This is a genomic window from Pseudomonas sp. YY-1 (assembly GCF_002843095.1).
In the GTDB taxonomy this organism is placed as follows: Bacteria; Pseudomonadota; Gammaproteobacteria; order Pseudomonadales; family Pseudomonadaceae; genus Aquipseudomonas; species Aquipseudomonas sediminis_A.
On sequence record NZ_PJLX01000006.1, the window covers coordinates 186028 to 200726 of the forward strand.

General features: G+C 59.0%; 12 protein-coding genes. 11 read left to right on the forward strand and 1 reads right to left on the reverse strand.

From position 1 onward, the window contains the following. The first annotated feature begins 26 nt into the window (after positions 1-26). From CXP40_RS10935 to CXP40_RS10945, 3 genes are all read left to right on the forward strand, one after another. Entirely contained in the window at positions 27-827 is an 801-nt protein-coding gene (locus CXP40_RS10935; protein ID WP_106733723.1) for a thermonuclease family protein, read from the forward strand. After that, positions 824-2260, forward strand: coding sequence for a M48 family metalloprotease (locus CXP40_RS10940; RefSeq protein WP_106733724.1), 1437 nt, complete (start codon positions 824-826; stop codon positions 2258-2260). The genes CXP40_RS10935 and CXP40_RS10940 overlap by 4 nt, the downstream gene beginning before the upstream one ends. Positions 2261-2364: 104 nt before the next feature. Next, the gene (locus CXP40_RS10945) at positions 2365-3633 is read left to right on the forward strand and encodes a malic enzyme-like NAD(P)-binding protein (RefSeq protein WP_106733725.1); all 1269 of its coding nucleotides are present in this window, start codon (positions 2365-2367) and stop codon (positions 3631-3633) included. 108 nt (positions 3634-3741) lie between these two features. On the opposite strand, the gene CXP40_RS10950 is transcribed toward CXP40_RS10945, so the two are convergent. After that, positions 3742-6150: a penicillin-binding protein 1A gene (locus CXP40_RS10950; protein ID WP_371916950.1), complete on the reverse strand. Its 2409-nt coding sequence runs from the start codon at positions 6148-6150 to the stop codon at positions 3742-3744. Positions 6151-6334: 184 nt separating this feature from the next. On the opposite strand from CXP40_RS10950, the gene CXP40_RS10955 reads away from it, so the two are divergent. Genes CXP40_RS10955 through CXP40_RS10990 form a run of 8 tightly spaced genes read left to right on the forward strand, consistent with a single transcriptional unit; the run spans position 6335 to position 14531 of the window. Further along, positions 6335-7399 (forward strand): pilus assembly protein PilM, encoded by a 1065-nt coding sequence (locus CXP40_RS10955; protein WP_017678539.1) that lies wholly within the window; start codon positions 6335-6337, stop codon positions 7397-7399. Beyond that, positions 7399-7971, forward strand: a complete 573-nt coding sequence (gene pilN / locus CXP40_RS10960) for a type 4a pilus biogenesis protein PilN (RefSeq protein ID WP_099522789.1) — start codon at positions 7399-7401, stop codon at positions 7969-7971. The genes CXP40_RS10955 and pilN overlap by 1 nt, the downstream gene beginning before the upstream one ends. Then, positions 7968-8591 carry a type 4a pilus biogenesis protein PilO gene (pilO, locus tag CXP40_RS10965; protein ID WP_106733727.1) on the forward strand — a complete coding sequence of 208 codons (624 nt, stop codon included), beginning with the start codon at positions 7968-7970 and terminating at the stop codon, positions 8589-8591. Before pilN ends, pilO begins: the two co-directional genes overlap by 4 nt. Next, entirely contained in the window at positions 8588-9112 is a 525-nt protein-coding gene (gene pilP / locus CXP40_RS10970) for a type 4a pilus biogenesis lipoprotein PilP (protein WP_099522787.1), read from the forward strand. Before pilO ends, pilP begins: the two co-directional genes overlap by 4 nt. 55 nt (positions 9113-9167) lie before the next feature. Beyond that, a complete protein-coding gene (gene pilQ, locus CXP40_RS10975) occupies positions 9168-11279 on the forward strand; it encodes a type IV pilus secretin PilQ (RefSeq protein WP_106733728.1) in 2112 nt (703 codons plus the stop codon). 5 nt (positions 11280-11284) lie between these two features. Further along, positions 11285-11803 carry a shikimate kinase AroK gene (gene aroK, locus CXP40_RS10980; RefSeq protein WP_106733729.1) on the forward strand — a complete coding sequence of 173 codons (519 nt, stop codon included), beginning with the start codon at positions 11285-11287 and terminating at the stop codon, positions 11801-11803. A 51-nt stretch (positions 11804-11854) separates the two neighbouring features. After that, positions 11855-12958, forward strand: a complete 1104-nt coding sequence (gene aroB / locus CXP40_RS10985; RefSeq protein ID WP_099522784.1) for a 3-dehydroquinate synthase — start codon at positions 11855-11857, stop codon at positions 12956-12958. A gap of 10 nt (positions 12959-12968) precedes the next feature. Then, a complete protein-coding gene (locus CXP40_RS10990) occupies positions 12969-14531 on the forward strand; it encodes an SPOR domain-containing protein (protein WP_106733730.1) in 1563 nt (520 codons plus the stop codon). Positions 14532-14699 lie beyond the last annotated feature (168 nt).

Sequence of the window (14699 nt, forward strand, 5' to 3'; positions counted from 1 at the left end):
GCGACCGAACGAAAACGGAATCTGGCATGCGCCACTCCGTGATACTGAAAAAGGCGTCCCTGGTGGGCGCCTTTTTCATTTCTCTGCTTTGCGTCGATCTGGCTCAGGCCTTCTGCCCGTTACGCGCAGATCTGCCTCAGGTTGCCGTGCGCCAGGTGGTCGATGGCGACACCGTGCGCCTGGCCGATGGGCGCAGCATTCGCCTGATCGGCATCAACACGCCCGAACTGGGGCGCAAGGGGCGCAGTGACGAGCCCTTCGCCGTGCAGGCCAAGCGTCGTCTGCAGGCGCTGGTCGATGCCAGTGATGGACGTGTCGGTCTGCTCTACGGTGAGCAGCGCAAGGATCGTTACGGCCGTACCCTGGCCCACCTCTTTGACCGCCGGGGGCGTAATCTCGAGGCGCAACTGCTGGGCGAAGGCCTCGGCTTCATGGTGGCGGTGGCGCCCAACAGCGCGCTGGTGACCTGTCAGGCGCAGGCCGAGCGCCAGGCGCGCAGCAAGCGGCTTGGCGTGTGGCGTGACGAGCAGGTGAGGACGGCTGGCCAGATACGCAGTGGTGGCTTCGCCTTGCTCGGTGGGCGGGTCACCAATGTGCAGCGCAACCGCGGCGGCCTCTGGATTGATCTCGATGGCAGTCGGGTACTGCGCGTGGCGCCGGAACTGATGGGTGAGTTCGACGTGCGTGCCTTGCAGAAACTCAAGGGGCGACAGGTGGAGGCGCGTGGCTGGGTCATCGATCGCCAGAGTCGCGGCGGCTTGAAATCCGGGCAGGCGCGCTGGATGCTGCCGCTTACCCATTCGGCGATGCTGGAGGTGTTGCCATGATTCGTGCATTGACGCTGTGTCTTATCTGCGGCTGGTTGGCGGGCTGTGCGGTCAATCCTGCAACGGGTCGCAACGATTTCGTGATGATGAGCGAACGCCAGGAGTTGGAGCTCGGTGCGCGTTATAACCAGGAAATCCTCAAGCAATACCCGCGCTACGAGGATGCCAAGCTGCAGGCTTATATCCAGCGCGTTGGCGAGCGGGTAGCGCGCAGCAGTCATCGCAATCAGCTCAACTACGTCTTCACTCTGGTGGACAGTCCGGACGTCAACGCCTTCGCGTTGCCGGGTGGCTACATCTATATCCATCGTGGCCTGCTCGCCTACCTCAACTCCGAGGCAGAGCTGGCTGCAGTGCTGGGGCACGAGGTCGGCCATGTGACGGCGCGTCATAGCGTGCGCCAGCAGAGTCAGTCCACGGCCTGGGGCTTGCTCGGCCAGGCCGCCGCCATCGGTACCGGTGTCGGCGCGCTGGGCGATCTGACCAGCGTGATGGGCAATGCTTTCGTGCGCGGCTACGGCCGCGACATGGAGTTGGAGGCCGATGGCCTCGGCGCGCAATATCTGGCGCGTGGTGGCTACGATCCGCAGGCGATGATCGAAGTGGTCAAGGTGCTCAAGGGGCAGGAGGATTTCGCCCGCGAGCAGGCGGCCAAGCGTGGAGAGGCGCCAGCGGCGGGTGGTTACCACGGTTTGTTCGACACGCACCCGGATAATGACCGTCGTTTGCAAGAGGTGATCGGCCCGGCGAGTGCGCTGGTGGGTGGCAACCAGGAAGTGGGGCGTGACAAGTTTCTGCAGATGCTCGACGGCCTGGTGTTCGGCGATTCGGCGGCCAGTGGCATTCGCCGCGGACGCCATTTCTATCACGGCGAACTGGACTTCACTCTGACCTATCCGCAGGGCTGGCAACTGGTCAATCGTCCCGATGTACTTATCGGCCATACCCAGGATGAGCAAGCTTTTATCGCCATGACGCTGGAGGCAGCGGACAAGCAGCTTTCGCCCGCCGAGTATCTGCGCCGGCGCGTTGGCAATCAGCGACTGGTCGCGGGTGAGGAGCTGCGTCTGGGGGCGCTGCAAGGCTATACGGCGGTGTTGCAGGGGCAGTCGGCGCGTCGCGTGGCGGTGATCTATCGCGGCGACAGTGCGTACCTCTTCGTGGCGGCGGTGAAGGGGCGCGCTTCGCTGGAAACCGAGGACCAGCGTTTCCTCGAGGTCATCCGTAGTTACCGGCCGCTGAAGGCGGCCGAACGCAAGCTGGCCGAGCCGGTGCGCCTGCACTTGGTGCGGGCCAAAGCGGGGCAAAGCTTGTCCACTCTGGCCAAGGACTCGCCGCTGCCAGCTGATGGCGAGGCCCAGTTGCGTCTGCTCAACGGGCTCTATCCAAGCGGTGAGCCGCGCCCTGGCGAGTGGCTGAAAACGCTGCGCTAGTGCGGCGCTTCAATCGCGACCGAACGGTCTTGTGCAGGTGTATACAACTTGCGTATCCTCGGCCGCCTGCCCGTTCAACAGCCAACAAAAGCGGAAATGCCACTATGTCAGATCTAAAAACTGCCGCTCTCGAATATCACGCCCAGCCCCGTCCCGGTAAGCTGAGTGTCGAGTTGACCAAAGCCACTGCTACCGCCCGCGACCTGTCGCTGGCCTATAGCCCGGGTGTCGCCGAGCCGGTTCGCGAAATCGCGCGTGATGCCGAGCTGGCCTACCGTTACACCGGTAAAGGCAATCTGGTAGCCGTGATTTCCGACGGTACCGCCATCCTCGGTCTGGGTAACCTCGGCCCACTGGCTTCCAAGCCAGTGATGGAAGGTAAAGGTGTACTGTTCAAGCGTTTCGCCGGTATCGACGTGTTCGATATCGAAGTCGATTCGGAAAGCCCGCAGGCCTTCATCGACACCGTAAAACGCATCTCCATCACCTTCGGCGGCATCAACTTGGAAGATATCAAGGCCCCCGAGTGCTTCGAGATCGAGCGCGCACTGATCGAACAGTGTGACATCCCGGTCTTCCACGATGATCAGCATGGCACCGCCATCGTGACCGCTGCCGGTATGCTCAATGCGCTGGAAATCGCTGGCAAGACCTTGGAAGAGGCGAAGATCGTCTGCCTGGGCGCCGGTGCCGCCGCCATCTCCTGCATGAAACTGCTGGTGAGCATGGGTGCCAAGGTCGAGAACATCTTCATGATCGACCGCAAGGGCGTGATCCATGCCGGTCGCGACGACCTCAACCAGTACAAGGCCGTGTTCGCCACCGAGACCGACAAGCGCACGCTGTCCGATGCGCTCGACGGTGCTGACGTGTTCGTCGGCCTGTCCGGTGCCAACCTGCTGAGCCCGGAAGACCTCAAGCGCATGGCGGCCAACCCGATCGTCTTCGCCTGTTCCAACCCGGACCCGGAAATCAAGCCGGAGCTGGCGCACGAGACCCGCAGCGACGTGATCATGGCCACCGGTCGTTCCGACTACCCGAACCAGGTCAACAACGTGCTGGGCTTCCCCTTCATCTTCCGTGGTGCTCTGGACGTTCGTGCCACCCGCATCAACGAAGAAATGAAGATCGCTGCAGCGCTGGCACTGCGTGACCTGGCCAAGCTGCCGGTGCCGCAGGATGTCTGCGACGCCTACGGTGGTATCGAGCTGTCGTTCGGTCGTGAGTACATCATTCCGAAGCCGATGGATCAGCGCCTGATCACTGTGGTTTGCGATGCCGTGGCCAAAGCTGCCATCGAGTCTGGTGTGGCGACTCTGCCGTATCCGAAGCACTATCCGCTGACCTCGGTGGATGATGTGTTCAACGGCTAAGCCGGCTGAATGCACAAACAAAAAACCCGCCTAGGCGGGTTTTTTGTTGTCTGTCGCGTTCTCTCGGATACGAGCTTTTACTCGCGTGGCGCGTCGGCAAGATGCCGATCAGAAAAGGTCGATCGGCGCCATTTCATCGGCCGGTAGCGGGCTGCCAGGAGCGCCCATGCCGGGCTCGAACTCACTCATCGGTGGTGGCGAGTCTTCGCTTTTGAACAGCTCGAAGTAGGCGTCCGGCGTACCCGGTGCGGCAGCGCGGCCACTGACCGGGTCGACGCGCAGCGTCAGCAGGCCCTTGGGTTCTTTGGGCAGATGGTTGGGGCGGTCCTTGAGTACCGCGCCCATGTAGCCCATCCAGATGGGTAGTGCGACGGTGCCGCCATACTCGTGGCGACCGAGACTTTCCGGTTGATCGAAGCCGGCCCAGACAGTGGTTACGTAGTCGGCGTTGTAGCCGGAGAACCAGCTGTCCTTGGACTCGTTAGTGGTACCGGTCTTGCCCGCCAGGTCGTTACGACCCAGTGCAAGGGCGCGGCGACCGGTACCGCGTTTGATCACATCCTGCAGCATGCTGGTCATGATGTAGGCCGTGCGCTCGTCGATGATCTGCTCGGCTACCTTGGGCTCTTCCAGGGGCAGATCGTCGGCCGCGTTAACCGTCAGGTTGGCATTCTCCTCGGTCGGCTCGCTGCCTGGGACGCGCGCCGGGTTGGCGCGGAACAGAGGCTTGCCGTTGCGGTCATCGATGCGTTCGATCAGGTAGGGCTCGATCTTGTATCCGCCATTGGCGAAGGTGGCCCAGCCCTCGGCGATTTCCATCGGTGTCAGGCTGGCAGTGCCGAGGGCGAGCGACAGGTTGCGTGGCAGGTCCTGCGGGGCGAAGCCGAAGCGCTCGATATAGCGCAGGCTGCGGTCGATGCCCATGTCCTGCAGCAGGCGGATGGAAACCAGGTTGCGCGACTTGTACAGCGCTTCGCGCATACGAATCGGGCCGAGGAAGGTGTTGTTGTCGTTCTTCGGTCGCCATTTCTGCGACAGGTAGTCATCGGAGAGGATGATCGGCGCATCGTTGACCAGCGTCGCAGCGGTGTAGCCACTGTCCAGTGCCGCACTATAAATGAAGGGCTTGAAGCTCGAGCCTGGCTGGCGTTTGGCCTGCACTGCGCGGTTGTAGTTGCTCTGGTCGAACGAGAATCCGCCGACCAATGATTGAATGGCGCCGCTGTATGGATCGAGGGAAACCAGTGCGCTCTGTGCCGCAGGGACTTGGGCGAAAAGCAGGCTGCCATCTTCCTGGCGTTGCACGCGCACGATATCGCCAACTTGGGCGACATCGCCGGGCTGCTGCGGGCGTGGGCCAAGGCTGTTGGTATTGAGGAAGGGGCGCGCCCACTTCATGCTGTCCCAGGCCACGGCCTGCTCTTCGCCGTTGCGGGTCAGCACCAGGATGCCGCTTTTCTCGACCTGGGTAACCACTGCCGGCTCCAGGCCGCCGATGCTGCGAAACTTGCCCAGTTCAGCGAGCCAGGTTTCACGTGTCATGCCTGGCAGGCGGCTCTCGGGGCCGCGGTAGCCATGGCGCTGATCATAGGCAATCAGTCCGTCACGTAGCGCGCTATTGGCCACTTCCTGCAGGTTGCTGGGAACGGTGGTGGTGACGTTGAAGCCTTCCGTATAGGCCTCGCTGCCATAACGGCCGACCATTTCGGCGCGCGCCATCTCGGCTATATAAGGTGCGCTCAGTTCTGGCGCGGGAACGTGATAGCGTGCGTCGACCACCTCGGCAAGCGCTTCCTCGTAACTGGCCTGGTCGATGCGACCCAGGCGATACAGGCGGCCGAGAATCCAGTCGCGGCGCTCCTTGGCGCGAGTCGGGTTGACCAGTGGGTTGTAGCGCGAGGGGGCTTTCGGCAGGCCGGCAATCATTGCCATCTGTGCCAGGTTGAGGTCGCGGATCGACTTGCCGTAGTAGACCTGTGCGGCAGCTTCGATGCCGTAGGCGCGGTGGCCGAGGTAGATCTTGTTGACGTAAAGCTCGAGGATCTCGTCCTTGCTCAGCTCGCGCTCGATTTGCAGCGCCAGGAGAATTTCGGTGGCCTTGCGCGAGAAGCTGCGCTCGCTGGTGAGGAAGAAGTTCTTCGCCACCTGCATGGTAATGGTGCTGCCGCCGCTTTGAATTTGGCCGCTTTTCAATAATTGCGTGGCAGCGCGCATCAGGCTGGTCACATCGACGCCATAATGATTGGCGAAATTATCGTCCTCTGCTGCCAGCAGGGCACTGATGAATTCCTTGGGAATCTCGTCGAAGCGAATGGGCGAGCGACGCATCTCGCCGAACTCGGCGATCAGCTTGGCATCGCTGCTGTAGACGCGCAGGGGAATCTGCAGCTGGACCTGGCGCAGCGACTCGACGGACGGAAGGGTCGGGCTAAGATAAAGAAACGCGCCGCTGAAACTGAGCAACAGCCCACAAAAAACGGCAACGCAAGACCACCAGAAGAACTTCAGCAGGCGTATCAAAATGTTCGGAATTCCAAGTAAAAGAATGAGTTAAGCAGGAGCCGAGGCAAAAAGGGAAAAGCTGATCACATTATAAGCGTTTTTTTTCCCGGGGAGCCATTTGCGCTTCTGTCAAGACTGATATTTAATGTGGAAAAACATAAATAGTCCGTAAGTCGCGGATGCCAATAGGAAAACGGTCGTGCTAGGGCTCTTCACTAAGAAAGCGAATACGCTGCTGGGGATCGATATCAGCTCGACTTCGGTCAAGCTCCTCGAACTGAGTCGCTCGGGAAGCCGCTACAAGGTAGAGGCTTATTCCGTCGAGCCGCTTCCACCTAACGCAGTGGTAGAGAAGAACATCGCCGAGCTGGAGGGGGTCGGTCAGGCGCTCTCGCGCGTGTTGGCCAAGGCCAAGAGCGGGGTCAAGACGGCCGCGGTTGCTGTGGCTGGTTCGGCGGTCATCACCAAAACCATCGAAATGGAAGCCGGCCTTTCCGAGGATGACCTGGAAAACCAGCTGAAGATCGAGGCTGACCAATACATCCCCTACCCGCTGGAAGAAGTCGCCATCGATTTCGAAGTTCAGGGCCCGGCGCCGCGTAACCCCGAGCGGGTTGAGGTGCTGCTGGCCGCATGCCGCAAGGAAAACGTGGAGGTCCGCGAAGCAGCCCTCGCGCTCGCCGGGCTTACCGCGAAAGTGGTCGATGTCGAGGCCTATGCCCTCGAGCGCGCTTACGGTTTGCTGGAGGCGCAGTTGGGTGGCGGTCACGATGAGTTGACCGTCGCGGTGGTGGATATTGGCGCGACGATGACCACGCTCAGTGTTCTGCACAACGGCCGCACTATCTACACCCGCGAGCAGCTTTTCGGCGGCAAGCAACTGACCGAGGAAATCCAGCGCCGCTATGGCCTGTCGGTCGAGGAAGCTGGTCTTGCCAAGAAACAAGGTGGTCTTCCAGATGACTACGACAGTGAGGTTTTGCAACCGTTCAAAGAAGCTGTCGTTCAGCAGGTTTCGCGCTCGCTGCAGTTCTTCTTCGCTGCCGGGCAATTCAATGATGTCGACTACATCCTCCTGGCTGGTGGTACCGCGTCCATTCCTGACCTCGATCGTCTGATTCAGCAAAAGATCGGTACGCAGACGTTAGTGGCCAATCCCTTTGCCGATATGGCGCTGAGCAGCAAGGTCAATGCCGGTGCGCTGGCCAGTGATGCGCCGGCACTGATGATTGCCTGTGGTCTGGCGATGAGGAGTTTCGACTGATGGCGCGGATTAACTTACTTCCCTGGCGTGAACAGCTGCGCGAGGAGCGCAAACAGCGGTTTTTGGTAAGCCTGGTCGGTGTCCTCGTTGTGGCTGCTGGCTTGGTCTTTCTGGGTGATCAATTTCTCAGTTCGGCGATCAGTAACCAGAATGCGCGAAATGACTTCATAAAGAAGGAGATCGCAGTTCTCGATGCGCGTATCAAGGAAATCAGTGAGCTGAGAACGCGTCGCCAGCAATTGTTGGAGCGCATGAAGATCATCCAGGACCTGCAGGGCAATCGACCAATCATCGGTCGTGTGTTCGACCAGTTGGTGAGAACGCTTCCGGACGGTGTGTATTTTACCAGTGTGAAAATGACGGGTAAGAGCATTGCCATCATTGGTGCGGCGGAGTCGAATAACCGCGTCTCGAATCTGATGCGTAACTTGGATGGTTCGGAGTGGTTGGCCGCGCCCAATCTGACCGAAGTCAAAGCTGTCACAGCGGGGGCTTTGGATCAGGCGAATGTGTTTCAGCTGACTGTCCAGCAGACACAGCCTGATCAAGAAAAGGCGGAGGCGGCTAAATGAGTATCAAGAATTCCTTGGACAGCCTGCGCAGCATTGATATCAATGAACTTGATTTGAACAATGTTGGGTCGTGGCCTGGCGCGGTTAAATTCATTGCTGGCCTCCTGCTGCTTATTATCGTTCTGGTGTTGGGTTACAACTTCCACCTCAAAGATATGCAAAGCATGTTGGAGCAGCGTCAGCGAGAAGAAGTGACGCTGAAGGAACAGTTTTCCAGCAAAGCATTTCAGGCTGCGAATCTGGAAGCTTACAAAGAGCAGATGCAGGAAATGGAAGTTTCCTTTGGCGCTCTTTTACGTCAACTGCCAAGCGACACCGAGGTTCCTGGGTTGCTGGAGGATATCACTCGTACCGGCTTGGGCAGTGGCTTGGAATTCGAAGAGATCAAGCTGTTGCCGGAAGTGGCTCAGCAGTTCTATATCGAGCTGCCGATTCAGATCAAAGTCACCGGTAGCTATCACGACCTTGCTACTTTCGTAAGCGGTGTCGCTAGTCTGCCGCGTATCGTCACCTTGCATGATTTCCAGCTGGCGCCCGCCAGTGCTGAAAACTCCAGCCGCCTGAACATGCAGATCATGGCCAAGACCTATCGCTACAATGATAAGGGGGCTCAACAATGAGTTTCTCTCGTTTGGTTCTGGTGACAGGTTTCGTTTTCTTGGCCGGGTGCGGTGTCGGTAGTGATTTTTCCGACCTGCGCACCTATATGGATGAAGTACGCGCAAAGCCTAAAGGCGCTATTGAGCCGCTGCCGACGTTTCAACCCTACGAAAGCTTCACCTACCGTGCTGCGTCCTTGCGTAGCCCCTTTCAGCCTCCGGTTAAAATCGATGTCGTCACTCGGCAGAAGGGGGCGCCGGAGATCAAACCGGATGAAAGTCGTGTCAAGCAATTCCTCGAGGGTTTCAATATTGAAACATTCGAGATGGTTGGCACGCTGAGGAATGATCGCCAGTTATTCGCTCTGGTTAACGGCGCGGGTGGTGTTCATCGTGTAAAAGTTGGCGACTATCTGGGGCGTAACCACGGCAAGATTCTCGTGATCGATGACTCCAAGATCGATGTTATGGAAATTGTTCCAGATGGCGAAGGTGGCTGGCTTGAGCGACCACGCAGCCTTTCCTTGAAGGAGCGCTCCTGAGGGGGCGGGGTGAAAAATGAATATAAATAATCTGTCTGCCACACGGGATACGAAAATGAACAGCTCTCTTTCGCGTCTTAGCGTCGCCCTGTTGGCGGCGCTGCTGTCGCCCGCGGTATTGGCGGCCAATCTCCAGGATTTGAATGTCGCCAGCTTGCCCGGTGATCGAGTTGAGCTGAAGCTGTCCTTCGATGAGCCAGTAACGGCTCCTCGCGGCTATACCATCGAGCAGCCTGCGCGTATTGCTCTGGACCTGCCGGGGGTATCGAACAGGCTCGGCTCCAGGAATCGTGAGCTGGGCGTCGGCAATGCGCGTAGCGTCACCATTGTCGAAGCCAAGGACCGTACCCGTCTGATCGTCAACCTCACCAACCTGGCGCCATACAGCACGCGAGTCGAGGGTAACGATCTGTATGTCCTGGTTGGCGATGCCTCTGCAGCCGCAGCGCGACCCTCTGCGTCGGCGCCTGCGACGGTAGCGGCTGTTCCGCCCAAGAAAACCTACGGGCCGCAGGCGAAAGCAATCAGCAATATCGACTTCCAACGTGGCGAGCAGGGCGAGGGTAATATTGTCATTACCCTTTCCGATGCCTCTATAAGCCCTGATATCCAGGAACAGGGTGGGAAGATTCGTCTGGATTTTGCCAAGACTGAGCTGCCTGAGTCCTTGCGTGTGCGTCTGGATGTGAAAGATTTCGCAACGCCCGTGCAATTCGTCAGTGCCACGGGTAGTGCTGACAAAACCAGTATTCTGGTCGAGCCGGTCGGTTTGTATGACTTCCTGGCCTATCAGACCGAGAACAAGCTGACCTTGAGCGTCAAGCCTCTCAGTCAGGACGATGTTGAGCGCCGTAAGGCGGAGCGTTTCGCTTATACCGGGGAGAAGCTGTCGCTCAACTTCCAGGATATTGATGTACGTTCCGTTCTGCAGTTGATCGCCGATTTTACCGATCTGAATCTGGTGGCGAGTGACACTGTCGCCGGCAACATTACCCTGCGTCTGCAGAATGTGCCTTGGGATCAGGCACTTGATCTGGTGTTGAAGACCAAGGGTCTGGATAAGCGTCAGATTGGTAACGTCCTGCTGGTGGCGCCGGCGGACGAAATCGCTGCTCGTGAGCGCCAGGAGCTGGAGTCGCAGAAGCAGATTGCCGAACTCGCTCCGCTGCGTCGCGAGCTGATTCAGGTGAACTATGCCAAGGCGGCTGATATGGCCAAGCTGTTCCAGTCGGTAACCAGTGCTGATGGTTCGGCGGACGTACGTGGTTCTGTCACCGTCGATGATCGCACCAACAGCATCATTGCCTATCAGACTCAGGAGCGCCTTGACGAACTGCGTCGCATCATCGCTCAGTTAGACATTCCTGTGCGTCAGGTGATGATCGAGGCTCGCATCGTTGAAGCGAACGTGAATTACGACAAGGCTCTGGGGGTTCGCTGGGGGGGCGCGAGTCGTCGGGGCAATTGGAGTCTTTACGGTAAGGACGGTGCAACTTCCTTTGACGAGGGACAGGCCTACTTGCCTGGTTCTGACACCGTAGGGGATTTCACCTTGGAAGATGGTGTTGCTCCTGTTCCTTTCGTCGATATGGGTGTTGCAGCTAGCACTTCGGGTATCGGTATTGGCTTCCTGACGGACAATCTCGTTCTGGATCTGCAGCTTTCGGCCATGGAAAGCTCCGGTAATGGTGAAATTGTTTCTCAGCCCAAGGTAGTTACTGCAGATAAAGAAACTGCCAAGATCCTCAAGGGGCAGGAGGTTCCATATCAAGAAGCCAGCTCCAGTGGGGCTACCACCACATCATTTAAGGAGGCTGCACTGTCTCTTGAGGTGACCCCTCAGATCACTCCAGATAATCGAATTATCATGGACGTGAAGGTTACCAAGGACGCGCCTGACTTCCAGCGAGCAGTCAACGGTGTTCCGCCAATCAACAAAAATGAGGTCAACGCCAAGGTTTTGGTTTCTGATGGTGAAACAATCGTCATCGGTGGCGTTTTCGAAAACACCCAAACCAAAGCTGTTGAGAAGGTTCCGTTCCTGGGGGATGTACCCTACCTAGGACGTCTTTTCCGTCGTGACATCGTTCGTGACAACAAGACTGAGTTGCTGGTTTTCCTCACTCCGCGCATCATGAACAACCAAGCCATTGCCGTGAACCGATGACCTAAGTGCGGAATGTAATCCTCGTTGGCCCGATGGGAGCTGGAAAAAGCACCATCGGGCGTTTGCTTGCTAAAGAACTGCGTTTGTCTTTCAAGGACTCCGACAAGGAGATCGAGCAGCGTACCGGTGCCGATATACCCTGGATCTTCGATGTCGAGGGTGAGCAGGGCTTTCGTGAGCGGGAGCGGGCGGTGATCGCCGAGCTCTCGATGCAGGACGGTCTTGTGTTGGCCACCGGCGGTGGGGCGGTCATGCGCCCGGAGAATCGCCAGGCTTTGCATGCGGGGGGGCGAGTCGTCTACCTGCACACTTCTGTGGAACAGCAGATCGACCGCACGTCGCGTGATCGTAATCGCCCGTTACTGCGCACGGCCAATCCGTCTCAGGTGCTCAGGGATCTGATGGCCATGCGTGATCCTCTATACCGAGAGGTCGCCGATATCATCATCGAGACGGACGAGCGTCCGCCACGCATGGTGGTTCAGGAAATTCTCTCGCGCCTGGAAGCCCTGTCGCCCCGTTAAAGCGCGGGGCGAACTGCGCTATCCTAGTGGCCTTTTTCTCCCGGGGGCCTCATGCAGACTCTTCACGTCGATCTCGCTGAACGCAGCTATCCCATTTATATCGGTCAGGGGTTGCTGTCTCGCCCTGCACTGCTCACACAGCACATAGCTGGTCGGCAGGTGGCAATCGTGACCAATGAAACCGTCGCGCCATTGTATCTGCAAGCGCTGCTGCAGGTGCTCGAAGGCTATAGCGTTACGTCTGTGGTGTTACCCGATGGTGAGGCGTTCAAGAACTGGGAAACCTTGCAGCTGATCTTCGATGGCCTGCTGAGCGCTCGACATGATCGCCGCACCACCGTCGTGGCGCTTGGTGGCGGTGTGATCGGTGATATGGCTGGCTTTGCTGCAGCCTGTTATCAGCGTGGTGTCGATTTTATCCAGGTCCCGACGACCCTGCTTTCTCAGGTCGATTCCTCGGTGGGTGGCAAGACTGGCATCAATCATCCGCTGGGCAAAAACATGGTAGGTGCCTTCTACCAGCCCAAAGCCGTTGTGATCGACACGAGCAGTCTTGATACCTTGCCGGTTCGCGAGTTGTCGGCTGGCCTTGCCGAGGTCATCAAGTATGGCCTGATCTGCGATGAGCCCTTCTTGGCATGGCTGGAACAGAATATGCCGGCCTTGCGTGCACTCGATCAGCAGGCGCTTACCTATGCTATCGAGCAATCCTGTGCGGCCAAGGCGCGTGTCGTCGGTGCGGACGAGCGTGAGTCGGGAGTGCGCGCCACTCTCAATCTCGGTCACACCTTTGGGCATGCCATCGAGACCGAGCAAGGGTATGGTGTGTGGCTGCATGGCGAGGCCGTTTCCGCTGGAACGGTGATGGCGTTGGAAATGTCCTATCGCCTGGGCTGGCTATCGGCAGCGGATCGAGACCGAGGTGTACGGCTGTTGCAGGCGGCCGGGCTGCCAGTGGTGCCGCCGCAGGATATGACGCCCGCGCAGTTCCTCGAGCATATGGCAGTGGACAAGAAGGTGCTCGATGGCCAACTGCGTCTCGTGTTGCTAAAGCGCTTGGGTGAGGCTGTAGTGACTGCCGACTACCCGCGTGAAATTCTCGACGCCACGCTGCGTAGCGATTACGCCGCGTTGGCTCAGTCGTCTAACTCTTGAAGAGTGATCCATGACCAGTTTGCATGCTGACGAAGCTTTCCTGGCGCATTACCAGTTCAGTCACGACCCCTTTGCGCCTCGAGTACCTGGTTTCAAGTTCTTCCCGGCGCAGCGCAAGCCAGTGCTGGGACAGTTGCATCATCTTGCGCGTTACAGCCAGCTATTGCTCGCCGTAGTCGGCCCCGAAGGGAGTGGCAAGACGCTGCTGCGTCAGGCATTGGTCGCCAGTACCAACAAGCAGGCGGTGCAGAGTATTGTCGTCGCGCAGGGTGTCACCGGTAGCGAGGCGCTGCTGCGCCAAGTTGCTCAGGGGCTGTCCATCGCTCAGGCCGATGTGCGTTCGATTCTGACGCAGGTAGGGCAGTTGGCGTTGACCGGGCAAGAGGTTTATCTGCTGGTCGACGACGCTGATCAGTTAGATGACGCTGCGCTGAAAGGCGTCTTGGCGCTTGCGGCGGGCAATGCCGAGGGGCGTCCGCATATCTTTCTGTTTGCGGAGCAGGATCTGTTGGCGCGCTTGGAAGCGTTGGCAGGTGGCGAGGAGTGTTATCACGCGATCGAGCTTCAGCCGTACGCTGAAGAGGAGACGCGCGACTACCTGGCTCAGCGGCTCGATGGCGCCGGCCAGAGTATTGATCTGTTGACCGAAGAGCAGATCGAGGACATTCATGTTCGTGCTCAGGGGTGGCCTGGAGCAATCAACCACGAGGCGCGTGAACTGCTGGTCGAGCAGATGCTCGCACAGCGCTCGGCTGGTCGTGGTGCGGGCGGCGGTTTTGCCCTGCCGAAAAAGCATCTGTTGGCGCTGGCCGTCGTATTGGTCGGCGTTGCTGCTGCCTGGTTCATGCAGGGGCGGGAATCTGCCCCGCCTGCGCCGGTGGCCAGCAACACGTCGCTACCTTTGCAGTCTTCCGCGCCGGCCGTAGAAGCTGAAGAGCCGGCGCAAGCGCCTGCTACAGAGAGTCGCGCGCCAGCTATCGAGTTCGCGGGTGCCAGTCAGCCACTGCCGTTGCCGCTTGTGGGTGAGTCCCAGAGCGTGATTCGCCAGCCGTTGGCTGAGGCAGCTGGCGAAGAATTGGATAACTTCGAGCCGGAGCCCTCGACAGCAACGCCGCCGTCAACTCCAATCGCTGCTGCACCTGCACCTGCACCTGCACCTGCACCTGCACCTGCACCTGCACCTGCACAGCAGCCTGAACCGGCTACACCCAAACCAGCGACCCCGGCCCCGGCTCCCGCTCCGGCTGCGACGCCCAAACCTGCGCCCGCTACGGCAGCGGCCAATGCACATGCGAGCAGTTGGTACGCGCAGCAACCGGCGTCCCGCTATGCCTTGCAGGTGGTCGGTTCGCGTTCGGAGGCCAACATTCAGGCGTTGGTGCGTGAGGGCGGTAGCGAATATCGTTATTTCAAGAAGGTCCACCAGGGGCAGCCGCTGTATGTGCTGACCTATGGTAGTTTTGCCAGCCGCGACGCCGCTCAGGCGGCCGTGAAAACTCTGCCGGCCAAGCTGCAGGCCGGTAAGCCCTGGCCTCGTACGCTGGGCAGTATCCAGCAGGAAATGAGCCGTTAGACGCTCTGTCCCAAGATGACCGCCTGGTCGTTAGCACGACCTTGCGGTCTTATCCTTCGTTTTTGCGACATAAATATTCACCCCCTCGCCACGAAAATTTGTGACGCCATGGGTGGATATGTACAATGACCTCCCTTTTGCCTATGCAAAGCTGGCCCGTGCCCGCTT